The organism is Caballeronia sp. ATUFL_F1_KS39, assembly GCF_023630985.1.
In the GTDB taxonomy this organism is placed as follows: Bacteria; Pseudomonadota; Gammaproteobacteria; order Burkholderiales; family Burkholderiaceae; genus Caballeronia; species Caballeronia zhejiangensis.
In genome coordinates this window covers 203,076-227,961 of record NZ_JALQDZ010000001.1, presented here as the reverse complement: position 1 = coordinate 227,961, position 24,886 = coordinate 203,076, and the positions used below count along the sequence as shown (strand labels likewise).

Here is a 24,886-nt window from a genome sequence, read left to right as displayed (position 1 = left end):
CGCTGCGAATCGCGCGCCTCAGACGCCCCAGAGAATGTCCTTGTCGTGCTTTTGCGCGAGGCGAAGCATGTCGAGGAAAGGAAACGCGCGCTGCGCGAGCCCAATGGGAAGCTCGTGCGGCTCATGTCCTTCTTCGCCTTCATGAAAACGGCCGTCGTGCTCGGCGCGCTCTCTCTTGTCGGTGACGACCGCCGCTTCGAGCTTCTGAATGGCGGCGGGAATTTCATCGTGCGTGATGACGCCCCGCGCCGTGAGCTGCTTGCCGATGATGCCGAGCAAGTACTCCGCGAGGTTCTCGAGCATGATGACATCCGGTGCGGCCGGGGATTTGAATGTGATCAGCATGGCATGGTCCTTTTGTTTATGTTGGGTCATAGGCGGTTTGCAAACGAAACGCGCAGACGAGCCGGTCTCCCTGACAACATGACGACACCCTGATTCGACATATTAGCACCTGCTAAAATCCCCACTTTATGTGGTGGCCGGTTCCGTTCGCCTGCCAACACCACATGCGGGGCCAACGCGTCGCGAAGACGTCCTTCCGAGCCGGCATGCACGCCGGAACGCGCCCCGTCAGCCCTCGCTCCACTGGATCACATTCAGCATGCTGCCCGCACATAAACACACTCTCGAAACGCTCATCACCGACGCGGTCAAGCAGGTCGCGCAAGCCACACAAGGCGCCAGCGAAGCGGCTTTCGTCACGCCCACGATCGTCCTCGAACGACCGAAGGTCGCGGCGCACGGCGACGTGGCGTCGAATGTCGCGATGCAGCTCGCCAGGCCGCTGCGCGCGAATCCGCGTCAGCTCGCGCAGCAGATCGTCGATGCGGTGCTCGGCCTGCCGGCCGCGAAGGGTCTCGTCGAGAGCGCCGAAGTGGCGGGTCCGGGCTTCATCAATCTGCGTCTTTCGGCGACGGCCAAGCAAGACGTGATCCCGGCCGTGCTCGGCGAAGCCGCCGCGTTCGGCCGTTCGACGCGCGACGCCGGCAGGCACGTGCTCGTCGAATTCGTATCAGCGAACCCGACGGGCCCGCTGCATGTCGGCCACGGCCGTCAGGCGGCGCTCGGCGATGCGCTCTCGAACCTGCTCGAAACGCAGGGCTACGACGTGCATCGCGAGTTCTACTACAACGACGCGGGCGTGCAGATCGGCAATCTCGCCACGTCCACGCAACTGCGCGCGCGCGGCCTCAAGCCGGGCGACGAGCAGTGGCCGGAAGCGGCGTACAACGGCGAGTACATCGCCGATATCGCGCGCGACTACATGGCGGGCGAAACCGTCGCGGCGAAGGACGGCGAACCGGTGAAGGGCAAAGGCGACGTCGAGGACCTCGAAGCCATCCGTCATTTCGCGGTCGCGTATCTGCGTCACGAGCAGGACATGGATCTCACCGCGTTCGGCGTGAAGTTCGACCAGTTCTATCTGGAGTCGTCGCTGTACAAGGAAGGCCGTGTCGAGAAGACGGTCGCGGCGCTCGTCGATGCCGGCAAGACGTACGAGCAGGACGGCGCGCTGTGGCTGCGCACCACCGACGACGGCGACGACAAGGACCGCGTCATGAAGAAGTCCGACGGCACGTACACGTACTTCGTGCCGGACGTGGCGTATCACGTGACCAAGTGGGAACGCGGCTACACGAAGGTCATCAACATCCAGGGCTCGGACCATCACGGCACGATCGCGCGCGTGCGCGCCGGCTTGCAGGGACTCGGCATCGGCATTCCGAAGGGCTATCCCGACTACGTGCTGCACAAGATGGTCACCGTCATGCGCGACGGCCAGGAAGTGAAAATCTCCAAACGCGCGGGCAGCTACGTGACGGTGCGCGATCTGATCGAATGGTCGGGCGGACTCACGCCGGGCCACGAAACCGCGCCCGATCAGATCGACGAGGACACCATCCGCCGCGGCCGCGATGCCGTGCGCTTCTTCCTCATTTCGCGCAAGGCCGACACCGAATTCGTGTTCGACATCGACCTCGCGCTCAAGCAGAACGACGAGAATCCGGTCTATTACGTGCAATACGCGCACGCGCGCATTTGCACGATCCTGAACGACTGGAAGGAGAAGTTCGGCGGCGACATTTCGAAGGCAGCGCAGGCCAATCTCTCGCCGCTGTCGAGCGACCGCGCAATGGCGCTGCTCAACAAGCTCGCCGAATTCCCCGAAATGCTCGCGCACGCCGCCGACGAACTCGCGCCGCACGCCGTCGCGTTCTATCTGCGCGATCTCGCTGGCGAATTTCACTCGTTCTACAATGCGGAGCGCGTGCTCGTGGACGACGAAAAGGAACGCACCGCGCGCATCGCGCTGCTCGCGGCGACGCGTCAAGTTCTCGAAAACGGTCTCGCGACCATCGGCGTTTCCGCTCCTCAAAAGATGTGACCCTTCTGCCGCGCACGCACGAATTCAGAATTTTCGGCGTGCGCAAGCAGATGCCTGGCGCGGGCTTGTCTTGAGCCGCCGCTATAATCGTCGCCCAACCAGAAGACTTTCTCGCAGGTGATTCATACGATGGCAAAACCACGCCGCACATCGAAGCAGTCGAAGCAAACGGGGGGAACGTTCATCGGTATCGTGCTGGGCCTGATCGTCGGCCTCGCGATTGCCGTAATCGTCGCGCTGTACATCACGCGTGCGCCCACGCCATTCGTGGCGAAGGTCGCGCCGCCGCCGTCCGAGGCCAACTCCGCGCCTGCCGCCGCGCAACCGTACGATCCGAATCGTCCGCTGCAAGGCAAGACGCCGGGCCAGGCGGTGCCGCAAGCCGCGCAGCCCACGCCGCCCAACACCGCGCCGGGCCAGACCAACAATCAGACGCAGTCGTCGGGCATGCTCGACGAGCCGCAGATCGTCGAAGTACCGCCGTCGGGCGCAACGGCATCGGCGCCGAAGACCGCGAGCACGGCGCCCGCGAAGAAGCCCGAAGCCGCACCGGGCGCGCCCGCCGCGACGAGCAACGCGAACGCCACGCCGCCGAAGGGCGGCTCGGCGCCCACGACGGCGAAGACCACGCCGCCCGCGCCCGGCGAGCCGAACACGGGCTACTTCCTGCAAGTCGGCGCGTACAAGACGCAGGCGGATGCCGAACAGCAGCGCGCGCGTCTCGGCTTCCAGGGCTTCGAATCGAAGGTCACGCAGCGCGATGCAGGCGGCGTCACGTACTATCGCGTGCGGATCGGGCCGTTCGCGAAGTTCGAGGACATGAACACCGCGCGCCAGCGTCTGTCCGATGCGGGCGTCGATACCGCCGTCATCCGTTTCTCGAAGCAATAACGAAGCAATAACGCAGCAAACGAAGTCGAAGCGCCGCGACGCTTAAGCGTGGCTTAAGCGTCGTATGTCCCACTTATGGGCCTGCTTTTGTTCCGTCGCGTTTCCATTGCGTATCTCTTCAATCATGAAAAAAATCTTTAGCGCGTTGGCTCTCTCCCTCGGCATCGCAGCCGCATCCCTGAGCGTCGCGAATTCCGCGATGGCCGCGCCCACCGCCGGCAAGGATTACACCGTGCTGCAGGCGGCTCAGCCGATCGCCGCGCCTGCGGGCAAGGTCGAGGTCATCGAGTTCTTCTGGTACGGCTGCCCGCATTGCAACGAGTTCGAGCCGTACATCGAGGCATGGGCGAAGAAGCAAGGTCCGGACGTCGTGTTCAAGCGCGTGCCGGTGGCATTCCGCGACGACTTCATTCCGCACTCTAAGATGTATCACGCGCTCGACGCGCTCGGCGTCGCGGAAAAGGTCACGCCGGCCGTGTTCAACGAAATCCACGTGAAGAAGAACTATCTGCTGACGCCGCAGGCGCAGGCGGACTTCCTCAAGACGCAGGGCGTCGATCCGAAGAAGTACATGGACGCGTATAACTCGTTCTCGACGCAAAGCGCCGTGCAGCGCGACGCCAAGCTCCTGCAGGACTACAAGATCGACGGCGTGCCGACGGTCGTCGTGCAGGGCAAGTACGAAACCGGCCCGGCGATGACCAACAGCCTGCCGGGGACGACGCAGGTCATGGACTTCCTCGTCCAGCAAGTCCGCGACAAGAAGCTGTAAGCACCGACGCTCCGCATGACCGCAGTTCGGTTGAAGGTCTTTATCACCGGGGCGTCGAGCGGCATCGGCCTTGCAATGGCCGAAGAGTATGTGAAGCGCGGGGCCATCCTCGGCCTCGTCGCCCGCCGCGCCGATTCCCTCGCCGCATTCGCGGCCCGTCATCTGCAAAGCTCCATCTCGATCTATCCCGCCGATGTGCGCGACCCCGACGCGCTCGCCGATGCCGCGCGCCGCTTCATCGCGGAGCACGGCACGGCGGATGTCGTCATCGCGAACGCGGGCATGAGCCGCGGCGCGCTGACGGGCCACGGCGATCTCGACACCTTCCGTGCAGTGATGGACGTGAACTATTTCGGCATGGTCGCGACGTTCGAGCCGTTCGTCGCGTCGATGACGGCCGCGCGGCGCGGCACGCTCGTCGGCATTGCAAGCGTCGCGGGCGTGCGCGGGCTGCCCGGCGGCGGCGCGTACAGCGCGTCGAAATCGGCGGTGGCGAAATATCTGGAATCGTTGCGCGTGGAGATGCGCCCGCTCGGCGTGGCCGTCGTCACGATCGCGCCGGGCTACGTGCGCTCGGAGATGACCGCGCACAATCCGTATCGCATGCCGTTCCTGATGGACGCCGACCGCTTCGCCGCGAAAGCCGCCGACGCGATCGAACGCAAGGTGCGCTACGCGACGTTTCCATGGCAGATGCGCGTCGCGGGCATGCTGATGCACGTCCTGCCGCGCTGGCTCTACGACGCGCTCGCCGAACGCGCGCCACGCAAACCACGCGCGGACGAATGACGTAAAAAAACCGGCTGCGCGCAAACGCAGCCGGTTTTTTATCGGGCGAACGTCCGAACGGTCAGAACGCCACGTAGGCCGAGCTGTTCGGCAACTGGTATCCGACGTAGACATGCCGGCCGAAGAAGAACGGCAGGCCGAAGTCGAAGAAGTTCGACATGCCCAACTGACCGCCGAGACTGTTGAAGGCGAACTTGTTCTTGCCTTGTGTCAGCGTGCTCGCGTTGGCGAGCAGGAACGGCACGGTGGCGCTGTTGCCTTCGCTGCCTTTGATCGTGGTCGACAGCGACTGCGTCGCGCTCGGGCAATAGAACGCCGACGATCCGTTGCACAGCGGAAAACTATCCTGGAAGAAGTTGCCGTTCGACCCGGTGTCGAAGAACGTCTTGTACGTCTTGCCCTTGTACGTGCCGGTCAGGTCGCCATAGGGATCGGTGCCGTACTTCGTCACGTTGCTGATCCCGTTGTTGCTCTGCGTGCCGATGCCGAATATCAGCACGCCGGTCGCGGTGGCCGCGCCGTTATCGGCAACGGGCGGCAATTGCACGATCACGCCGTTGTTGTTGACCGCGAACTTGGTGACCGGATTCGTCACTTGCTGCGCCAGCGGCACCGCGACACCCGAGCAATTCGCGCCGTTGGTGCACGAGAAGTACATCGCGTTGAGCGCCGTGCTCGCGCAGCCGTCGCCGCAGTCGTAGGCCTGCGGGCCGATGCCGAGAATGCCGTTCGCGCCGATGTCGGCGGTCGAATTTTCGTCGCTGCCGGACGGACAGCCGTTGTCGCCGGTCGGCGCCGCGGATGCACTCAGATCGCCGATGATCTGAATCGGCACGCCCGACGCCACTTCCGTGCCCATCTTCACGTCGGCCGTGCGGACGGTGCCCCACGTGTAGCCGTCGGCGAAACCGGCGCATTCGGCGAGCTGCCCGCCGTTCGACGCGCGCGAGGTCGGCAGGCTGCCGAGCACGTTCTGCGCCGCCGATCCGAGAATGCGCAGGCCGAAGGACGCCGTGTCGACCTGAATGTTGTCGATCGTCTGACACACCGACGAGCCCGGCGCGCACACCGTCACCGATACGTTCGGAATGTTGACGAAGCCCGCGGCGCCGGAGTTGACGTTGATCGCCACCGCGTTCGTGCCGTTGGGCGCGATCGGCTGCGCGTTCGCGGTGCTGGTGGTCGAGCCGCCGCCGCTGGAACCGCCCGAGCCGCCGGAGCCGCCCGACGAACCGCCGCCGCTGCTGGAACTGGAGTCGTCGCCGCCGCCACCGCCGCAGGCCGCGAGCATGACGGAAAGGCAGAGCACGCCGAGCCAGCGGGCAAAGCCGCCGCGCCGGGACGAAGAGAGAGCGGGATGGCCGAGTGTCGTTCTATGCATACTGAGTCTCCCGTCGCTTACTGGATGTCGCTGGCGGACACGCCGGCAGGCAACGATTGCGGCAAATACGCGCTGCCCGCGAACGAGCCCATGTGACCGCCCGAATCCACGACGAGTCCGGAATCCTGCACGCTGACCGGCCCGCGGCCGCCGCGCGCGGCGCGTTGCGCCTTCAGGCCCTGCTGATACTGCGGGAAATAGCTGCCGAGCAGGCTGGCGAGATCCGGCATGCGGGGACCGTGCCACGCGATGCCGAACACGACGCCTTCCGTCGACAAATATTCGTTGATGACCGTTCCGCTCGCGAGCGTGGTCGTGCGAACGGTGTAGTTCGACGCCGATGTCGTCGATGCGCTCGATGCGCCGCTTGCGACGGCCGCACGCGCGACCGCGGCCGTGGATGATTCCGCCGTGGCGCCTTGCGGCGCTGCCATCGGCTGGCCGCCGAGCACGGCGTAGGCGGGCGCTGCCGCGCTCACGCCGAGCGCGCCGGCAACGATTGCCAACGCGCTCATGAGATGCCCATGACGGGATTGCTTCGGTGCCTTCACTGGGCCTCCTATCGGTTATCCGCCGGCCCCGCCACTTGATTCAGAGACCGGTGCTTGACGATTGAGTGACAGATGCGCCACCGCCTTTCGCCCCAAAATCGTGCGGGCGCGAACATCGTCAGTATGCCAGCCAGGTGGAACCGTCCTAACGTTCGCAAGCGCACGAAATAAAAAACGCGAAGCGCAATGGTATGCGCTTCGCGTCATCTCGCAACTTCGATGCCGGCCTAAGTTACGAAGGCTTACAAAATCACCCTCAAAATCCCAGGCTGGCGAGCAGATCGTCCACTTGTGACTGATCCTGCACGACGTCGCTGCGTCCTTCGGGATTGATTTGCGGACCGTTCAGCAGGCTTTCCGGACTGCCGGTCGACACTGCCGACATGAGCGCCGCCGCCGATGCAGCGAACTGCTCGCGGCGTTCCGGCGCGATGTTCTCGAGCAAAACGCCCAGCAATTGCTGCTCGATCAGATACACGACGTCCGTAATCTTTTTGATGACCTGGCCGGTCAGATCCTGGAAATCCTGCGCGAGCATGATTTCGAGCAATTGGGCATTGGTCGCCTGCGTGCGCTCCGGCACGCTCTGCAGGAACGAGCGCGTCTGCGCGAGCAGTTCCCCCGCCTCGCCCTGCGCGAGCGGCGCGCCGTACCACTTCGCCCAGCGCGCGTCGAGCGCCTGCGCTTCGGTTTGCAGCGATTCCTGCATCGGCTTGGCAAGCTCGATCGCGTTGAGCGCGCGCTCGGCGGCCTGCTCGGTCATCGTCGCGACATATTTCAGGCGGTCGCGCGCGTCGGGCACGGCTTGCGCGGCAGCTTCGACCTGCTTGTCGAGGCCGAGCTCGCGCATCGAATCGCGCAGCGTGCGCGTCAGTTGGCCGATGCGCGCGAGAATGCGGTCGCTCGACGGATCGCCTTCGCTTTCGGCAACCGCGGCGACCGCGGCTGCGAGTTCAGTGGTCAGATCGTTCAAGATCAGCTCCCCGCTTTGGCCATCTTCTCGAGAATCTTGGTGAGCTTCTCGTCGAGCGTGGCGGCCGTGAAAGGCTTCACCACGTAACCGTTCGCGCCCGCTTGCGCCGCCGCGATGATGTTTTCCTTCTTCGACTCGGCCGTCACCATCAGCACCGGCAGATGCGAGAGCGTCGCGTCCGCGCGGATCTGCTGAAGCATCGACAGGCCGTCGAGGTTCGGCATGTTCCAGTCGGTGATCACGAAGTCGAAGCCGCCGCCGCGCAGACGCGCGAGGCCCGCCGCGCCGTCTTCGGCTTCGTCGACGTTGCCGTAGCCCAGCTCCTTGAGCAGGTTACGCACGATACGGCGCATCGTCGGAAAATCGTCGACGACGAGGATCTTCATGTTCTTGTCCATCATGACTCCAGTGTGTTCTCAATGCGGCGGCGCCGCTTAAATCCAAAGTTCAGACGCGCTGTACGCGTTCGCCCATCGAGGCAAGCCGCGCCATCACGCGCCGGCTCATTTCAGAGAGCGGCGCGATTTCGCTCGCACCGCCCATTGCAATCGCTTCGCGCGGCATGCCGAACACCACGCAACTCGCTTCGTCCTGCGCGAGCGTGTAAGCGCCCGCCTGCTGCATGTCCAGAAGACCGGCGGCGCCGTCGCGGCCCATGCCGGTCAGGATCACGCCGATCGCGTTCTTGCCCGCGTGCTGCGCCGCCGAACGGAACAGCACGTCGACCGAAGGCCGATGCCGGTTCACGGGCGGCGCATCCGACAGATGCGCGACATAGTTCGCACCGCTCCTCGCGAGCACCAGATGCGCGTGGCCGGGCGCGATGTACGCGTGGCCCGGCAACACGCGCTCGCCGTGCTCGGCTTCCTTCACGGTGATGCGGCACAGCCCGTTCAGGCGCTGCGCGAACGACTTCGTGAAGCCCGGCGGCATGTGCTGCGCGATGAGCACCGCGGGCGCATCGGGCGGCAGCGGCACGAGCACTTCGCGGATCGCTTCCGTTCCGCCCGTCGAAGCGCCGACGATCACGAGCTTTTCCGTCGACACGAGCGGATTGTTGAAATGCGGCGCGGGCTTGTGCGTCGCCGCGTTCGCCGGCGCGCTCGCCGCGTGCGTCGTCTGCTTCACGCGTGCCCGCGATGCGGCGCGCACCTTGTCGGCGAGCTTTTCCGCGTAATCGAGCATGCCGTCGCGGATGCCGACTTTCGGCTTCGTGACGAAATCGACCGCGCCGAGTTCCAGCGCGCGCAGCGTGATTTCGTTGCCGCGCTCGGTCAGCGACGACACCATCACGACCGGCATCGGTCGCAGGCGCATCAGCTTTTCCAGGAAGTCGAGGCCGTCCATGCGCGGCATTTCGACGTCGAGCGTGAGCACGTCCGGGTTATGCAGCTTGATGAGCTCGCGCGCGACGAGCGGATCGGGCGCGGTCGCGCAGACGTGCATGTCGGGCTGCGCGTTGATGATCTCGGTCATCAGGCTGCGCACGAGCGCCGAATCGTCGACGCACAGCACTTTGATCTTTGGCGCTGTGTTCATGCTTCCTCCACGGTCTTGAGACGCGACGTGAACAACTCGACGCGCGGGCGCTTCGCCGCCGATGCATTCGTCGTGAACGACTCCGCACGCGGTTTCGCGTTCGACTGAAACAGCTCGACGCGCGCACGCGCTTTCGCGAGCCGCTCCGCGCGCTCTTCCGGCGTGCGCTGCACGAGCGCCTGCTCGCGCTCGACGACCACCGGGTCATGCGCCGTCTTCAGCTTCTTGACCATCACCTGACCCGAGCGCGGCATGAACGCGACCTTGCGCGGATGCGCGCCCTGCAAGTCCTCGGCGACGATGCGAATCTTTTCCAGCGCGAGATAACGCCGCACGAACTCCGAATTGCGATCGCCGATGTTGATGGTCGTCATGCCCGCGAGCACCGCGCCGCCGCCGAACACCTTCGCTTCGAAGCGCTCGCGCCGTCCGCCGCGCTTGATGAGCTCGTTGATGAGCACTTCCATCGCGTACGCGCCGTAGCGCATCGAATCCGACGATGCGTGCGACGCGTCGGAACCGTCATCGGGCAGCATGAAGTGATTCATGCCGCCGATGCCCGCCGTGCGATCGTGGATGCACGCCGCCACGCATGAACCCAGCACCGTGACGAGCACCATGTCTTCGCTCGTCATGTAGAACTCGTTCGGCAGGAGCTTCACGCCCTGCTTCTTGAAGTGATTGTCGAAATAGAGATTCGACGCCATTGGCAGACCGCTCATGCCGGCTCTCCCGCGAGCGCGCGCTTCGATCCGCTCGCAACCTTCGTATCGCGCGTGAGTTCGTACACGGTCTGGCCGCGCAGCCTGAACGCCTGCGACACATACGTGAAGTTCTCCGAATGCCCCGCGAAGAGCAGAGCGCCCGGCTTCATCAGCGGCTCGAAGCGCGTGAGCACCTGGCCCTGCGTCGGCTTGTCGAAGTAGATCATCACGTTGCGGCAGAAGATCGCGTCGAACGGGCCTTTCACGTCGTAGCGCGCTTCGGTCAGATTCACGCGGCCGAAGTTCACCATCGCGCGCAACTCGGGGCGCACTTTGACGAGACCCGCGTGCGCGCCCGTGCCCTTCAGGAAGAAGCGCTTGAGACGCTCGACGGGCAATGCCTTCACCTGATCGAGCGAATACACGCCCGCTTCGGCTTTCGCGAGCACTTGACTGTCGATGTCGCTCGCGAACACCGTGCACTGGCGCGCGGCGTGTTCGCCCAACGCTTCGACGAGCGTCATCGCGATGGAATACGGCTCCTCGCCGGTCGACGCCGCCGAGCACCACACCGAGAACGGCTGCTGCCGGCGCTTCACGAAGTCCGCGAGAATCGGAAAGTGATGCGACTCGCGGAAAAACGCCGTCAGGTTCGTGGTCAGCGCGTTGACGAACGCTTCCCATTCGGCGTTGTCGTCGTTGGTTTCGAGACGGTCGAGATACTGCTTGAACGTATCGATGCCGCAGGCGCGCAGCCGGCGCGCGAGGCGGCTGTACGCCATGTCGCGTTTGTGGTCCGACAGCGAGATGCCTGCGCGGCGATGAATCAGCTCGCGAATGCGGGCGAAATCCGCCGATGTGAATTCGAAATCGCGCTCGACTTCCGTGCCGCGCACATTGGCGGGCAAGTCGACGCGCGCGTTGCGCGTTGCCATCATGATGTTTCGTGCTTCCTTGACGTCGTCCCCGACGTCCGATGTGGCGTGTTCGTCGCGCTCGACCATGCGGACTCGCGCTTTTCCTGCGTGTCGATCGTGGTGCGCGATGCCTGCATGGCCGTTTTCGTTCCGGTCCGGTTAAAAGGTTTCCCAGTCGCCGTCGTCGGCGGTCGTCGCTTTCGCACGCGGTGCCGCAGCGGGCTTGGCAACGCTCGCCGGCTTGATCGCCGGCTTGACTGTTTCCTTGACTGCTTCCTTATTAACGGCCGCTTCCGGCGCAACTTTTGGCGTCTCGACAGCTTTCGCTTTCGCTGCAACCGAAGACGTCGACGGTTCGACGCGCGCCGCCGGCGCAAGACGCGCCACGGCCGTCGATGCGCTCGTGCGCGCCGGCGCTGCCGCCGCGCCTTGCACGCGCCATTGCGCGACCACGTCCTTCAGCTGACGCGTCTGCTCTTCGAGCGATGCCGCAGCGGCGGCCGCCTGCTCGACGAGCGCGGCGTTCTGCTGCGTCACGCTGTCCATCTGCGTGACGGCGCGATTGACCTGCTCGATGCCATCGGACTGTTCCTCCGACGCCGCGCTGATCTCGCCCATGATGTCGGTCACGCGGCGCACCGCCTGCACGATCTCGCTCATCGTCTGACCGGCGCGCGCGACGAGTTCCGTGCCGCTGTCGACCTTCGCGGCCGAATCGCCGATGAGCGCCTTGATTTCCTTCGCCGCCGCCGCGCTGCGTTGCGCGAGCGAGCGCACTTCGCCCGCCACGACCGCGAATCCTCGCCCTTCCTCGCCCGCGCGCGCCGCTTCCACGGCCGCGTTCAACGCGAGAATGTTGGTCTGGAACGCGATGCCTTCGATCACGCCGATGATGTCCACGACCTTGTTCGAGCTCGATGCAATGGCGTGCATCGTCTCGACGACCTGCTCGACGACTTCACCGCCGCGCGAAGCGATATCCGACGCGTTCACCGCGAGCTGGCTCGCCTGGCGCGCGTTGTCGGCGTTCTGCTTCACCGTGCTCGTGAGCTCTTCCATGCTCGACGCCGTTTCCTGCAGCGACGCCGCCTGCTCTTCCGTGCGCTGCGACAGATCCGTGTTGCCGCTCGCGATTTCATGCGCGCCGACATCGATCGATTCCGCGCCGCGATGTACCGCGCCGACCATCGTCGTCAGATTGCCGCGCATGCGCTCGATACCCGCGAACAGGCGGCCGATTTCGTTGCCGCTTTCGCTCTGCGCGGACTGCGTGAGATCGCCGCGCGAGATGCGGTCGAAGTGATCGACGGCCTCGTTGATCGGCTTCACGATCAGGCTGGAGAGCGCCATGCGCGTGCCGATCAGCATCAGCACCGCGAGCACGAGCACCGCGCCGATCGTCATGTTGAGCGCCGCGATATTCGACGACGTGCTGACGCGCGAGCTTTCCGCGTGCGCCTGATGCGACGCGACCGCAGCCGTCACGGCCTGATCGAACGCGACGAACATCGGGCTGATCTTCGTGTCCGCGATCGCGTGATACGCGGCCAGGTCGTTCGCCCGGATCGCGGTGAATTCCGGCTCCACGCCGGTCTTCACGAGCGTCTCGTGCTGGGCGACGAGCGCATCGAGCGTGTCCTTCGGGAGCATCGGCTTCGGCGTATCGAGATAGAGCTTCCAGTTCTCGTTGCTCTTGTCGAGCAGATACTGGCCGCGATCGATCGCCTTCTTCGCTTCTTCCGTATTGCCCGCTTCGGCGAGCGAACGCACGCGGTCGAGCGTCACGCGCGAGCGCAGCAGATACGACGACGTTTCTGAAAGCGCGCGCATCGCGACCATGTCTTCCTGCGCGAGCGACGCGAGCGACGCATTGGCCGAGTTCAGTCCGACGAGCGCGAGTGCGCCGATGAGCGCCGCGCAACCGACGAACAACAAGCCGACGAGCGTGAGCGTCGTGCGGATCGACAACTTCTTCAGCATGGCTTCTTCCTGCTTCCTGAATACGTTTTTATGCGCCGACGGAGTCGATCAACTCCATCTCGCGGCTCGTCATGAGCTTCTCGATGTCCATCAGGATCAGCATGCGGCCGTCGACCGTGCCGAGGCCCGTCAGATATTCGGTCGCGAGCGTGCCGCCGAATTCCGGCGCGGGCATCACCTGTTCCTGCGTGAGCGTGAGCACGTCCGACACGCCGTCGACGACCATGCCGACCACGCGATGCGCGACGTTCAGGATGATGACGACCGTCTGGTTGTCGTACTCGACGCGGCCCAGATTGAACTTGATGCGCATGTCGACGATCGGCACGATGATGCCGCGCAGATTGATCACGCCCTTGATGAACCCGGGCGCATTCGCGATGCGTGTAACGTTGTCGTAGCCGCGAATCTCCTGCACTTTCAGGATGTCGATGCCGTATTCCTCGGCGCCGAGCGTGAACACGAGGAATTCCTGTCCGGCTGCTTCCGTGTTTTGCGTGTCACGACGCGAAGGCGCAGCGGTTTGAATCGATTGAACGTCTGCCATGAAAGACTCCTTCGGTATTAGTGAGCGTGCGCGCCGTGCTGTGCGCGCGATTCGCGGTTGAGCGCGGCCACGTCGACGATCAGCGCGACGCTGCCGTCGCCCAGGATGGTCGCGGCGGAAATGCCGTGCACCTTGCGGTAATTCGTTTCGAGGTTCTTGACGACGACTTGCTGCTGGCCGACGAGCTCGTCGATCAGCATCGCGAAGCGGCGTCCTTCCGTCTGCATGATCGTGACGATGCCCTGCGTCGGCTCCGTGCGCGCGCCTTCGACATCGAACACGCGATGCAGCGCGACGAGCGGCAGATATTCGCCGCGCACGCGCACGACGCGCTCGCCGTTCGCGACCGTGTAGATGTCCTCGGCGACCGGTTGCAGCGACTCCATCACGAAGTTGAGCGGCAGAATGAAGATCTCGTTGCCGACCTTCACCGACATGCCGTCGAGAATCGCGAGCGTGAGCGGCAGCACGATCTTCGTCGTCGTGCCCGCGCCCTGGCGCGACATGATTTCGACGTGGCCGCCCATCGACTGGATGTTGCGCTTCACCACGTCCATGCCGACGCCGCGGCCGGAAATGTCCGTCACTTGTTCGGCGGTCGAGAAGCCCGGCATGAAGATGAGTTGCCAGACTTCTTCGTCGCTCATCGATTCGGAAACCTGCATGCCCTGCTTCTGCGCCTTCGCGAGAATCTTGTCGCGGCGCAGGCCCGCGCCGTCGTCGCTCACTTCGATCACGATGTTGCCGCCGTGATGCGCCGCCGAGAGCACGAGCTGGCCGGTCGTCGACTTGCCCGCCGCGCGGCGCGCTTCCACGGTCTCGATGCCGTGATCGAGCGAGTTGCGCACGAGGTGCGTGAGCGGATCGATGATGCGCTCGATCAGGCTCTTGTCGAGTTCGGTCGCCTGACCGAACGTGACGAGTTCCACTTCCTTGCCGAGCTTGCCGGCGATGTCGCGCACGAGGCGCGGGAAGCGGCTGAAAACGTAATCCATCGGCATCATGCGGATGGACATGACGGCCTCTTGCAGATCGCGCGCGTTGCGCTCGAGCTGCGCCATGCCGTTGAACAGGCGGTCGTGCAACGCGGGATCGAACGTGCTCGTGGTTTCCGCGAGCATCGCCTGCGTGATGACGAGTTCGCCCACCAGGTTGATGAGCTGATCGACCTTCTCCACGCCGACGCGAATCGAGCTGCCTTCCGCCGATGCCGCAGCCTGGGGGCGCGCTTTCTTGTCGGCGTCGCTTGCTGCGGACTTTGCCGGCTGAGCGGCGGACGGGTCTTTCGAGCCCGCCGCCGTCGCCGCTTCTTCCTTCACTGCTTCCTTGCCAGCGGCGGATGCGGGCGCCGCGTGCGCCTGCGATTGCTTCGGCTCTTCGTGTATCGTGGGTTGCGCAATCTGCGTGGCCGTCGCTTCCAGGCGCGCCGGCTGGGCTTCTGCGGATTGCGCCGCTGCATCGCCGCGGCCGATCGTGATCTGCTTTTCATCGATCACGAAGCAGCACACAGCGACGATATCGTCGGCGGGGACGTCCGAGTCGAGCCATACCACGTACTCGGCGTCCGCTTTCTTTTCTCCGACGATGCTTCCCAGGTTCCCCAGCTCCTCGATCAGAGTCGCCAGGTCCTTCTCGCCCACCCCCCGTAGCGTAATTTTCAGGTGGGGTCCAACTTCCGCGTGCGGCGCGCCGGTGTGTCCCGGCGTCGCGGCAGCGGTTCCTGCATTCGTTCCATCGGCGAGCTCGAACGCGCCGTCCCAGTTGCCGTCGTCCTCGATCGCGTCCATCGCCTGTGAAAGCACGTGAGCGGGCGGCGCATTCGGGCCGTCGTAGGCCGGCGCGGCGTTCGCGCTCGCGGCGGACGCGACGTTCGCGTCGGCGCCCGGCAGCGCGGGCGGCTCGATCCGGCCGGACGGTGCGCCTTCGGCCTGTTCGTTCTTCAGACGCTCGAGCTTCGCGCAGATCGCGGCGGCCGCGGCCGCATCCGGCTCCGCGCTCGCGCGATACGCGGCGAGCTGATCCGACAGCACGTCCTTCGTCGCGAGGAACGTGTCGATCATGTCGCGGCGCAGGACGAGTTCGTTGTTGCGCGCGCGGTCCAGCAGCGATTCGAGGATGTGCGTCGTTTCGGTGAGCGCGGTGAAACCAAACGTCGCCGCGCCGCCCTTGATCGAGTGCGCCGCGCGGAAGATCGCCGCGAGGTCTTCCGGATCGGGATTCGCGATGTCCAGAACGAGCAGCAGTTGCTCCATCTGCGCGAGCAGTTCGTCTGCTTCGTCGAAGAAGGTCTGGTAGAACTGGGTAATGTCGAGTGTCATGCTTGAGTCACCATCGGCGCGTGCGTGCGCGAGTTGTCTTGTGCGTTCGCTTTAGTGCTGCGTTTCTTCGGAGAGCGCGGCGACCAGTTCCGTCAGCAGGTCCGGATCGAGCGGCTTCTCGATCCAGCCTGTCGCGCCCGCCGAGCGCGCCGCGTCCTTGAACGGCTCGCCGCCTTCGGTCGTCAGCACGAGAATCGGCGTCGCCTTGTATGCGGGATTTCCGCGCAGCGCCACGATCAGATCGAGCCCGCTTCTGCCCGGCATGTGCTGATCGGTCAGAACCAGATCGAAGCGCTCCGCGAGCGCCCACTCCAGCCCCTCGTCGCCGTCCGACGCAACGGTCACTTGGTAACCCGCCGCCGCCAGCGTCGCCGAGAGGATTTGCCGCATCGCGGCTGAATCGTCGATTGCCAGAATGTGTTTGATCATGTTTGTCTCTTGCCGGGATGACGGTCGAAACGTGTCGACACTTGAGCGTCTTTTTCGAGGTTTTTGCTCACTTCGCCACGGGTCTCACCGCGACGCCGGGAATGAGCTGGCCGAGCGCCGACGACGGATTGCCGTTCGCGTCCGTGCCGTTGTCGAGCGTCGCGCCGCGTGAGCCGTCGTCGCGCAGCATCGACAGCTCCGTCTTGCGATTGAGCACGATCACGCTGATGCGCCGGTTCTCCGGATCGAGCGGATCTTTCTTGTTCAGGTTTTGCGTCGACGCGAGTCCGAGCACGCGCATCACCTTTCCTTCGTCCATGCCGCCCGCGACCAGCTCGCGCCGCGACGCGTTCGCGCGGTCCGCGGACAGCTCCCAGTTGCTGTAGCCCTTGTCGCCGCCCGCGTACTTCACGGCGTCTGTGTGTCCCTGCACGACGATGTGATTCGGCACGTCGTTGAGCGAGCGGCCGATCTCGCGCAGGATGTCGCGCATGTACGGCTGCACGGCGTCGCTGGAGAGCGCGAACATCGGGCGCTTCTGGGTATCGACGATTTCGATGCGCAAGCCCTGTTGCGTCGATTCGATGCGGATCTGCTGCTTGAACTGGCGCAGCGTCGGATTGGCCTCGATCGCGGCCATGAGCTTCACCTGAAGATCGTGCAGGCGCACCTGCTCGCGCCGTTCGAGCTCGCCCTGCGCGGACTTGAGCAGTTCTTCGTCGGTGTCGGACGAGGCGCGCTGCGCGAGCTGCGTGGCGCCATCGGTCTTGCGCGCGGCGCCTGCGTCGGTGCTGGAAATGTCGCGGCCGCCGCCCATGATGATGCTGTTGTCCATGCCGACGGTCTTGCCGCCGACCATCGCGGCCTTGAGCGGCATCTGGAAATATTCGGCGATGCCGCGCCGCTGCACCGGCGACGTCGACGAAAGCAGCCACATCAGCAGGAAGAACGCCATCATCGCGGTCATGAAGTCCGCGTAGGCGAGTTTCCACGCGCCGCCGTGATGGCCTTTCTTGCCCGCGACGACGCGCTTGATGAATATCGGGCGATCGGTATCGTTGCTCATCGCTGTGTCTCGACTATGGCGGAAGTCACTTCGACTTGACCTTGCGCACGTGTTCTTCCAGCTCGGAGAACGACGGGCGCTCCGTCGAGAACAGCACCTTGCGGCCGAATTCCACCGCGATCGCGGGGGCGTAGCCATTCAGGCTCGCGAGGATCGTCACCTTGATGCACTGGAACATCTTGGTCTGCTCCGCGACGCGCTGTTCCGCGACGTTCGCGAGCGGTCCGATGAAGCCGTACGAAAGCAGAATGCCGAGGAAGGTGCCGACGAGCGCCTGCGCGATCATCTCGCCGAGAATCGCGGGCGGCTGATCGGCGGAGGCCATCGTGTGCACGACGCCCATCACCGCCGCGACGATGCCGAACGCGGGCATCGCGTCGCCGACCTTGGTGAGCGCGTGCGCCGGCGCTTCGCCTTCGACGTGATGCGTCTCGATTTCCTCGTCCATGAGGCTTTCGATCTCGAACGCGTTCATATTGCCGCTCACCATGAGGCGCAGGTAATCCGTCAGGAATTCGACGATGTGATGGTCCGCGAGAATCTTCGGGTACTGGCTGAACACCGGGCTCTTCGCCGGATCTTCGATATCCGCTTCGAGCGCGAGCGTGCCTTCCTTGCGCGCTTTCGCGAGCAGCACGTAGAGCAGGCCCATCAGCTCCATGTACATGCTCTTGTCGTACTTCGCGCCCTTGAAGAGCGTCGGCAGCACCTGAATCGTCGCCTTGATGGTCTTGACGTTGTTGCCGAGGATGAACGCGCCGACGCCCGCGCCCGCGATCATCAGAATTTCGACCGGCTGCATGAGCGCGCCAAGGTGGCCGCCTTCGATGGCATAGCCGCCGAAGACGGACAGCAATGTCACGAGCGATCCAATGAAAATCAGCACAGTCGAGTCCTCACGTTTGATGCGGTAAGACCGCCGTTAAGTGGTTTACGGCACTCGACTGGAAAACTTTGGGGCACGGTCAAACCGCTGTAGGTTCCGTGCGGTTTGCCGCGCGACCTTCTCGCTGTTTCGCAAAAATCTGCGTCTCAATCGCTGATTCACGGCAACGAAATATCGAACTTTTCCTAGCGGCGAAACAAAATTTTCCCGTTCGACACGAAACATCACATTTTCTGCCGATAATACGAACGCGCGTTCAGTTTTGTTGGAGACGCGAAGTCATGAAATCGGAGAGAACGATGACAAGAGCAATGAAACAGGCCAGCGCGCTCGCGCTGACAGTGACCGCGAGTTCATTCGCGCATGCGGGTTTCGACTGCAGCGGTTCGCGCGGCGGCTGGCGTATGCAGACATCGGATAGCTGGACCGGCTCCGACAAACTTGCCCACGTGGCCGCGTCCGCGCCGTTCGGCGCGCTCGGCGCCTATTTGACGCGCGGCTCGGACCATCCGGTCGTCTACGGCACGTTGATCGGCACTGCGCCGGGCTTGGTGAAGGAAATCGTCGACGGAACCTGCCGCACGGACGGCTTCTCCTACAAGGATCTGGCCGCCGACGCGCTCGGTGCGTGGATCGGCGCATCGGTGACGCATTGGGCGATCATGTATCAGCGCACGCCGCACGGGATGACCGTCGGGCTTTCGTACCACGATCGCTTTTAGACGGACGCGGGCGCGCGGATCAGGCGGCGATCCGCCCCGCTTCGCGGTCCGCGCCCGCCTTGCGCGTCTTGCCCGCGCGCGATGGCGGCTGGCAGAGGCCGCACACGTAACCGGCGCGCAGTTCGTACGCATGTGCGACGAAACGTCCGCGGCAGCGCGTGCAGACGTTGGTCTGGAGCATGCCGGATTCGAAGTAGCGCACGAGCGTCCACGCGCGCGTGAGCGACAGCACGGGTTCGTCGCCGTACAGCGCCGCGTGTTCGAGATAGAGGCGGTAGCTTTTCACGATCGCGTGAATCGTCGGCTGGCTCTTGTCGTTGGCCGCCATGAAGCGATAAATGCCGTGAAACAGCGACGAATGGATGTTCGGCTGCCACGTCATGAACCAGTCCGTCGAGAACGGCAGCATGCCCTTGGGCGGCGACACGCCTTTCAGTTCCTTATAGAGCTTGATGAGACGGTCGCGCGACAGGCTCGTTTCCGCTTCGAGCAGTTGCAGGCGCGCGCCGAGCTCGATCAGCTCGATCGCCAAAGTGATTTCGCGGACCTCCGCGACCACGCTTTTCGTCGCCATCGGGCTTCGCGCGCGGCGTCAGCCGATCTGCTCGACGGGACTGTCCGCCAGCACAATCGCCGCGTGGGCGTGCGCGAGCGCCGCGCTGCGGTCCTTGTCGGCGAGCGACGAAAGGATCGCGTGGTCATCGAAACGAAAGCGGCACAGCAAATGGCTCGACGACGCCACTTTCACTGCCTGCGCGAGCGTCAGCGAAGCCAGAACTTGCGCAACCTGCTCCGAAAGGCCCAGGCGATACATCGCCGAGATGCGGTCTTCCTGAAGAAGCCGCTGAGCGAGGAGCAAGTACGACAGGTTCACCTCGCGGATTTCCGCGAGCGTACTCGTAGTGCTGGTCGTCATCTTTTCCCCGAATCGAAACGTGGCTGGTCAGGCCCGGCGGGAACGTTTGCTCGAATTCGCAAAGAAACGCGAATGCGGCCCCGCGCGTGTTGTCTGTTGTCGATTCGATTGTCGCCGATGCCCGCGGCCGCGCCTGTCGGACAAAGCATCCGACGCTGCGACGGAGTTTCGCGAAGAATCGTGTAGGAAAATTTCTTACAAGCCGGCCGCTTCGATGCCGCTCGGCAGACATGCGTTATCGGCACGTATTCGTCTGACTTAATAGCCGCGCCCCGTTTTTTTAAGACGGGCGCGCGCTGTCGCGCCTTTCAGGCCGCAGGACCGCGAATTGCTGATTCATGCCGCCCGGCGCGTCCGACGCTTCAAATCCGCCCTCATCGCCGCCATCGATGCAATTTCTGACTTCGTAACAGCACATGTATCGCGCTGTAACAACGATAAGCGATTGAAAAATGAAGTGAAATGCCGGTCTCGATCCCGATAATGATCGGTAAGGGATAACCCGGTCGCGATGTTTTTTCATCTCCGGGCCTGTCTCGGGCGGCGTCCAACCACACGCGGCCCGCCCGAATGGCATGCGTTGAGCGCTCGACCGGAGCGTGACTGCAATGCCTTACCTAAATGGAGAGTCACGTTATGCGAATCGCACAAATTGCACCGTTGCACGAAGCAGTTCCTCCGAAGTTTTACGGCGGCACTGAGCGCGTCGTGTCTTATCTGACGGATGCGCTCGTCGAACTCGGCCACGATGTAACGTTGTTTGCCAGCGGCGATTCGCAAACCAAGGCGACGCTCGAACCCGTGTGGCCGCGTGCGTTGCGTCTCGATCCGACCGTGCGCGACGCGCTCGCGCCGCACATGCTGCTGCTCGAAACCGTCCGCCAGCGCGCGCACGAGTTCGACGTGCTGCACTTCCACCTCGATTACATGCCGTTCCCGCTGTTCACGCAGATGGACACGCCGTTCGTGACGACGCTGCACGGCCGGCTCGATCTGCCGGAACTGCAGCCGATCTTCAACACGTTCACGAAGGCGAACGTCATTTCGATCTCGGACAATCAGCGCGGGCCGCTGCCGCAGGCGAACTGGCTGAACACCGTTTATCACGGTCTGCCGAGCCAGTTGCTGACGCCGCAGCCCCACAAGAAGCCAGAATATCTGGCGTTCCTGGGCCGCATCTGCCCGGAAAAGCGCGCCGATCTCGCAATCAAGATCGCGGCCCAGAGCGGTCTGCCGCTGAAGATCGCCGCCAAGGTGGACAAGGTCGACCAGGAATACTTCAAGTCGACGATCGAACCGCTGCTTTCGCAGGCGCACGTCGAGTTCATCGGCGAGATCAATGAAGCGCAGAAGCCGGAATTTCTGTCGGGCGCGAAGGCGCTGCTCTTCCCGATCGATTGGAACGAGCCGTTCGGCCTCGTGATGATCGAGGCGATGGCCTGCGGCACGCCGGTGATCGCGTTCAATCGCGGTTCGGTGCCGGAAGTGATCGACCACGGCGTGACGGGCTTCATCTGCGAGGACGTGCAAGGCGCGGTCGGCGCGCTGCAACGTCTCGACGAGCTGTCGCGCACGGAAATCCGCGCGCAGTTCGAGCGCCGCTTCAGCGCGCAGACGATGGCGCAGAACTACGTCGAAAGCTACACGGCGATGCTTCAGGCCGCGAAGCGCCCGGTGTTGCGTCAGGTCGCGGTGGGCTGATTGCCTTCCTGACCAGAATTGCTGGAACTGCCGCCCGCTTGCCGGGCGGCATTTTTTTGCGCGCTTGTTAAGACATTCGCTAAGGAATGATCCGAAGTTTCGGTGCAATGCCCGTGAATTGAGAGCCGATCGACCATTTTTGACAGTTCGCCAAAGACACCGCGCTTAAACTGCGCTGCGCAAAAGCGCGTCACGCGTTCTTGTTTGAAATCAACGGCTTTTCATCTTTTTCACGAAGGCAGAATCATGCATTTGTCGAAGCGTCTCGGCGCTGAAATTTTCGGTACTTTCTGGCTCGTGCTGGGCGGCTGCGGAAGCGCCGTGCTCGCCGCGGCCTTTCCTGAACTCGGCATCGGATTCGCCGGCGTTTCGCTGGCATTCGGTCTCACCGTCCTGACGATGGCCTACGCCATCGGCCACGTCTCGGGCTGCCACCTGAACCCGGCCGTGAGCATCGGGCTCGCGACGGCGGGCCGCTTTCCGGTGCGCGATCTCGTGCCGTACATCGCGGCGCAAGTGATCGGCGCGACGCTCGGCGCGTGGGTAATCTATCTGATCGCCACGGGCAATCCGAGCTTCGACTTCGCGTCGAGCGCATTCGCCGCGAACGGTTTCGGCGAGCACTCGCCGGGGCACTTCTCGATGGCCGCCGCGCTCATCGCCGAAATCGCGATGACGTTCTTCTTCCTCTTCGTGATCCTCGGCGCCACCGACGAGCGCGCGCCGAAAGGCTTCGCGCCGCTCGCCATCGGCCTGTGCCTGACGCTCATCCATCTGATCTCGATTCCGGTCACGAATACGTCGGTGAATCCGGCGCGCTCGTCGAGCCAGGCGTTCTTCGTCGGCGGCTGGGCGCTCGATCAGCTGTGGCTGTTCTGGATTGCGCCGATCGTCGGCGCGATTCTCGCGGGCGTGCTTTATCCGTTGCTGACGCGTCAGAAGTAAGTCACGGCGGCAGCAAACGGCGGCAAGCAAAACGGGCGCGAAATGCGCCCGTTTTTGTTTTTGCGCCACAGCGCGCATACGAAAGATTAAACGCGCGCGACAAATGTAATGCCGAATTACGCAGCCTGCTTATGAATTTCCGTCACGCGATGCCAAGGATCATTTCCCGCGCCGCCGAAGGCTTGAAGGATAAGGCTTCCAGCGATGTCGACGGCGCCGCCGCGCTTGCGAACTCCCTTACGCCGTCCTTGCACACGGTAACAAGTCCTCGAAGCATGTAAGACGGCGGGCGCTTAAATTGGACCCATGCGACACACGTCGCCTTAAAGGAGAAACACAATGAAGCGCATCGTCACCCACATGCTTGTCGCGACTGGTCTTGCTATCGGTGCTGTCGGCGCGGCTCAGGCTCACAGCGATCTGCACATCGGCGTCTCGCTCGGCGCGCCGGCTTATGTGGCGCCGGCTCCGGTGTACGTGCGTCCGGCGGTTCCGGCGTATCGCGCGCCGTACTATCGCCACGAAGCGCCGCGCTGGTATGGCCGCGATCATCGCGACTATGGCCGATACGACCGCGCGGGCTGGAACCACGGCGGCTACGGCAACAACTGGGGCCATCGCGGATAAGCGGGACCGGCCGCGGATCGAGGTCCGCGGCCCGCCGTGACGGATATCAGTCGGGCGTCTGTCCCGGCGACGCGAGTTCGTCGCGAATGTCGAACAGCTTGCGCAGCTGATGCGCGACGCCCGCCTCGAAGTTGTACCCAATACGCGGCACGTTCGGCAGGCGCTTGATCAGATCGGGGTTCGCGTTGTTCATCATGAACGGATGCCCGGCGGTTTCGAGCAGATCGATATCGTTCATGTTGTCGCCGAACGCGACGCATTGCGCGGTATCGACATCGAGCCGCTCCAGCACGAAACGCAGCGCGCGCCCTTTCGATACGTCCGACGTCATCACTTCCAGACAGTCCGGCAGCGAATACGTGACGTAGAGCGAATCGCCGAACTCCCGTTCGAGGTTCGCGGCGGTCACCTTCAGATCGGCCGGATCGCCGATATACAGCACTTTCGCGATGTTCTCGCCATCATGCTCGCGCAGATCCATCACTTCGTACTTGAAGCCGGAATCCTGGTGGAAGACCAGCAACTCGGGCGCGTGACGGTCGATGAGCCAGGCGTCGTCGGCAAAAAGATTGACGATGACGCGCTCGCTGCCCGCGATCTCGGGCTGCACGAGGCGGCGCACGGCGGCGGGCTCGAGGTCGCGCGAATAAATGCGCTCGTCGGCCGGCGTATGCACGCGCGCGCCGTTGGACGTGATGAGATACGCGTCGACGCCGAGCACATCGCGAATGCCGGCGACGTCGCGATAATGCCGGCCCGTCGCGATGACGATAGGCACGCCGCGCGCCGCGAGCGCGCGCACGGTTTCGGCGGTGAAGGGATCGAGCTGGTGGTCGCTGTTGAGAAGCGTACCGTCGAGATCAGTAGCGATAACCGAATACATGACTGCCTTTGTGGTGCCGCGAAGGTCGGTATTTTATCGCGCCGCACCGTCCGCACCCGCGAAAGCGGACGCCGCGCGTCGCGCCAGTTCGAGCGCGCCCGCTGCGGAATCGGCGCGTGGCGCACGCATGCGTTCGCGCAACATGGCCGGCACGAATGGCTCGTAAGGCGCGGCCAGCCCGCCGCACAGCGCGACGGGCAGCACGCCGGCGGGATCGAGCGCCGCGACGAGTTTCGCGATTTCCTGCCCCGCCTGATCCAGCAGACGCGCGGCCTCGGGATGGTCGCGGAACTCGAACACGGTGGGCGCAAGCGTCGCATAAGCGGTTTGATTCGCGGCGCACAGCCAGACGACGAGACTGTCGCGATCCGTCGCGCCAGTGTGGGCGAGCATCGCGCGCGACCAGCCATCTTCGGGCGCGCGGCCGTCGAGCACGCGCTGCAGATGCACCACCGCGCGCAGGCCGAGCCACGCGCCGCTGGCTTCATCGCCGCTCGGAAAGCCGTAGCCGCCCGCGATTCGGCAAACGCCCGATTCGTCCAGCGACGCCGCGATGCTGCCCGTGCCGAGCGCGACGATCACGCCGGATTCCCCGCCGTGCGCGCCGAGCACGGTCGTATAGGCGTCGCTTTCCACGCTCAACGCGCGCACGTCCGGCGCCGCGCCGAGAAACGCGGTGAGCCAGTCCGCGTTGTTGACGCCCGCCAGGCCACAGCCGAGTGCGCAGTTGCGCCAGTCGAACGGCAGCGCGGCGGCCTCGAATGCGCGCGCGCACGCGTCGCCGATCGATTGCCACGCGCGCGCCACCCCGAGCCCGAGCCCCGAAGGTCCGCCGCTCGCGCGCGCCAGTTCGTTGCCGTGCGCGTCGGCGAGAATCACGCGCGTGCCGCTCCCGCCGCCGTCGATGCCGAGCAGGAAGCCGTCAAATGCCGAAGTCGAAGATGTAGTCATGGGCGCAAG

General features: G+C 64.2%; 26 protein-coding genes. 8 read left to right on the top strand and 18 right to left on the bottom strand.

All coding sequences use genetic code 11. The features are described from left to right. Positions 1-18: 18 nt before the first annotated feature. Positions 19-345, bottom strand: coding sequence for a DUF1840 domain-containing protein (locus NCR93_RS01120; protein WP_008351853.1), 327 nt, complete (start codon positions 343-345; stop codon positions 19-21). 259 nt (positions 346-604) lie between these two features. Here NCR93_RS01120 and argS point away from each other — a divergent pair, with 259 nt between their 5' ends. The 4 genes from argS (at position 605) to NCR93_RS01100 (ending at position 4,841) form a co-directional block, all read left to right on the top strand. Next, positions 605-2,389 carry an arginine--tRNA ligase gene (argS, locus tag NCR93_RS01115; protein ID WP_250507148.1) on the top strand — a complete coding sequence of 595 codons (1,785 nt, stop codon included), beginning with the start codon at positions 605-607 and terminating at the stop codon, positions 2,387-2,389. Positions 2,390-2,518: 129 nt separating this feature from the next. Further along, positions 2,519-3,280 (top strand): SPOR domain-containing protein, encoded by a 762-nt coding sequence (locus NCR93_RS01110; protein WP_008351857.1) that lies wholly within the window; start codon positions 2,519-2,521, stop codon positions 3,278-3,280. Between the two features lie 124 nt (positions 3,281-3,404). After that, entirely contained in the window at positions 3,405-4,052 is a 648-nt protein-coding gene (locus NCR93_RS01105; RefSeq protein ID WP_034470441.1) for a thiol:disulfide interchange protein DsbA/DsbL, read from the top strand. A gap of 15 nt (positions 4,053-4,067) precedes the next feature. Continuing rightward, positions 4,068-4,841: an SDR family oxidoreductase gene (locus NCR93_RS01100; RefSeq protein WP_250507147.1), complete on the top strand. Its 774-nt coding sequence runs from the start codon at positions 4,068-4,070 to the stop codon at positions 4,839-4,841. A 61-nt stretch (positions 4,842-4,902) separates the two neighbouring features. On the opposite strand, the gene NCR93_RS01095 is transcribed toward NCR93_RS01100, so the two are convergent. The 13 genes from NCR93_RS01095 to motA form a co-directional block, all read right to left on the bottom strand. After that, positions 4,903-6,222: a DUF3443 domain-containing protein gene (locus NCR93_RS01095; RefSeq protein WP_008351864.1), complete on the bottom strand. Its 1,320-nt coding sequence runs from the start codon at positions 6,220-6,222 to the stop codon at positions 4,903-4,905. Positions 6,223-6,239: 17 nt separating this feature from the next. Then, entirely contained in the window at positions 6,240-6,773 is a 534-nt protein-coding gene (locus NCR93_RS01090) for a DUF2844 domain-containing protein (RefSeq protein WP_239294313.1), read from the bottom strand. Positions 6,774-7,029: 256 nt separating this feature from the next. Next, positions 7,030-7,746: a protein phosphatase CheZ gene (gene cheZ / locus NCR93_RS01085; RefSeq protein ID WP_008351868.1), complete on the bottom strand. Its 717-nt coding sequence runs from the start codon at positions 7,744-7,746 to the stop codon at positions 7,030-7,032. Between the two features lie 2 nt (positions 7,747-7,748). After that, positions 7,749-8,144 carry a chemotaxis response regulator CheY gene (gene cheY / locus NCR93_RS01080; RefSeq protein ID WP_008351870.1) on the bottom strand — a complete coding sequence of 132 codons (396 nt, stop codon included), beginning with the start codon at positions 8,142-8,144 and terminating at the stop codon, positions 7,749-7,751. Between the two features lie 49 nt (positions 8,145-8,193). After that, a complete protein-coding gene (locus tag NCR93_RS01075) occupies positions 8,194-9,285 on the bottom strand; it encodes a protein-glutamate methylesterase/protein-glutamine glutaminase (RefSeq protein ID WP_008351872.1) in 1,092 nt (363 codons plus the stop codon). Further along, entirely contained in the window at positions 9,282-10,007 is a 726-nt protein-coding gene (cheD, locus tag NCR93_RS01070; RefSeq protein WP_033536555.1) for a chemoreceptor glutamine deamidase CheD, read from the bottom strand. The genes NCR93_RS01075 and cheD overlap by 4 nt, the downstream gene beginning before the upstream one ends. Further along, positions 10,004-10,927, bottom strand: a complete 924-nt coding sequence (locus NCR93_RS01065) for a CheR family methyltransferase (protein ID WP_033536589.1) — start codon at positions 10,925-10,927, stop codon at positions 10,004-10,006. The genes cheD and NCR93_RS01065 overlap by 4 nt, the downstream gene beginning before the upstream one ends. A 138-nt stretch (positions 10,928-11,065) precedes the next feature. Continuing rightward, a complete protein-coding gene (locus NCR93_RS01060) occupies positions 11,066-12,886 on the bottom strand; it encodes a methyl-accepting chemotaxis protein (RefSeq protein WP_008351877.1) in 1,821 nt (606 codons plus the stop codon). A gap of 28 nt (positions 12,887-12,914) precedes the next feature. Next, positions 12,915-13,433 (bottom strand): chemotaxis protein CheW, encoded by a 519-nt coding sequence (gene cheW, locus NCR93_RS01055; protein WP_008351879.1) that lies wholly within the window; start codon positions 13,431-13,433, stop codon positions 12,915-12,917. A gap of 17 nt (positions 13,434-13,450) precedes the next feature. Then, entirely contained in the window at positions 13,451-15,751 is a 2,301-nt protein-coding gene (gene cheA / locus NCR93_RS01050; RefSeq protein WP_008351881.1) for a chemotaxis protein CheA, read from the bottom strand. Between the two features lie 51 nt (positions 15,752-15,802). Next, positions 15,803-16,180 (bottom strand): response regulator, encoded by a 378-nt coding sequence (locus NCR93_RS01045; protein ID WP_008351883.1) that lies wholly within the window; start codon positions 16,178-16,180, stop codon positions 15,803-15,805. Between the two features lie 67 nt (positions 16,181-16,247). Then, positions 16,248-17,246, bottom strand: coding sequence for a flagellar motor protein MotB (gene motB / locus NCR93_RS01040; protein WP_250433526.1), 999 nt, complete (start codon positions 17,244-17,246; stop codon positions 16,248-16,250). Positions 17,247-17,271: 25 nt separating this feature from the next. Further along, entirely contained in the window at positions 17,272-18,132 is an 861-nt protein-coding gene (gene motA, locus NCR93_RS01035; RefSeq protein ID WP_008351887.1) for a flagellar motor stator protein MotA, read from the bottom strand. A gap of 311 nt (positions 18,133-18,443) precedes the next feature. Here motA and NCR93_RS01030 point away from each other — a divergent pair, with 311 nt between their 5' ends. Next, positions 18,444-18,854: a YfiM family lipoprotein gene (locus NCR93_RS01030; protein WP_008351888.1), complete on the top strand. Its 411-nt coding sequence runs from the start codon at positions 18,444-18,446 to the stop codon at positions 18,852-18,854. Positions 18,855-18,873: 19 nt separating this feature from the next. Here the strand turns inward: NCR93_RS01030 and flhC are convergent, their stop codons facing one another. Both flhC and flhD read right to left on the bottom strand, forming a co-directional pair. Next, a complete protein-coding gene (flhC, locus tag NCR93_RS01025) occupies positions 18,874-19,428 on the bottom strand; it encodes a flagellar transcriptional regulator FlhC (protein WP_008351890.1) in 555 nt (184 codons plus the stop codon). A gap of 18 nt (positions 19,429-19,446) precedes the next feature. Beyond that, a complete protein-coding gene (gene flhD, locus NCR93_RS01020; protein ID WP_008351892.1) occupies positions 19,447-19,770 on the bottom strand; it encodes a flagellar transcriptional regulator FlhD in 324 nt (107 codons plus the stop codon). 636 nt (positions 19,771-20,406) lie between these two features. On the opposite strand from flhD, the gene NCR93_RS01015 reads away from it, so the two are divergent. The 3 genes from NCR93_RS01015 to NCR93_RS01005 all read left to right on the top strand — a co-directional run bounded on the left by NCR93_RS01015 (position 20,407) and on the right by NCR93_RS01005 (position 23,043). Next, entirely contained in the window at positions 20,407-21,471 is a 1,065-nt protein-coding gene (locus NCR93_RS01015) for a glycosyltransferase family 4 protein (protein WP_008351894.1), read from the top strand. Positions 21,472-21,717: 246 nt separating this feature from the next. Further along, entirely contained in the window at positions 21,718-22,416 is a 699-nt protein-coding gene (aqpZ, locus tag NCR93_RS01010) for an aquaporin Z (RefSeq protein ID WP_008351895.1), read from the top strand. Between the two features lie 339 nt (positions 22,417-22,755). Continuing rightward, positions 22,756-23,043, top strand: coding sequence for a hypothetical protein (locus tag NCR93_RS01005; protein ID WP_008351896.1), 288 nt, complete (start codon positions 22,756-22,758; stop codon positions 23,041-23,043). A gap of 46 nt (positions 23,044-23,089) precedes the next feature. Here the strand turns inward: NCR93_RS01005 and NCR93_RS01000 are convergent, their stop codons facing one another. Together NCR93_RS01000 and NCR93_RS00995 are read right to left on the bottom strand one after the other, a co-directional pair. Continuing rightward, the gene (locus NCR93_RS01000) at positions 23,090-23,926 is read right to left on the bottom strand and encodes a Cof-type HAD-IIB family hydrolase (RefSeq protein WP_008351897.1); all 837 of its coding nucleotides are present in this window, start codon (positions 23,924-23,926) and stop codon (positions 23,090-23,092) included. A gap of 33 nt (positions 23,927-23,959) precedes the next feature. Beyond that, a complete protein-coding gene (locus NCR93_RS00995; protein ID WP_250481433.1) occupies positions 23,960-24,877 on the bottom strand; it encodes a glucosamine kinase nucleotide-binding domain-containing protein in 918 nt (305 codons plus the stop codon). Between the last annotated feature and the right edge of the window lie 9 nt (positions 24,878-24,886).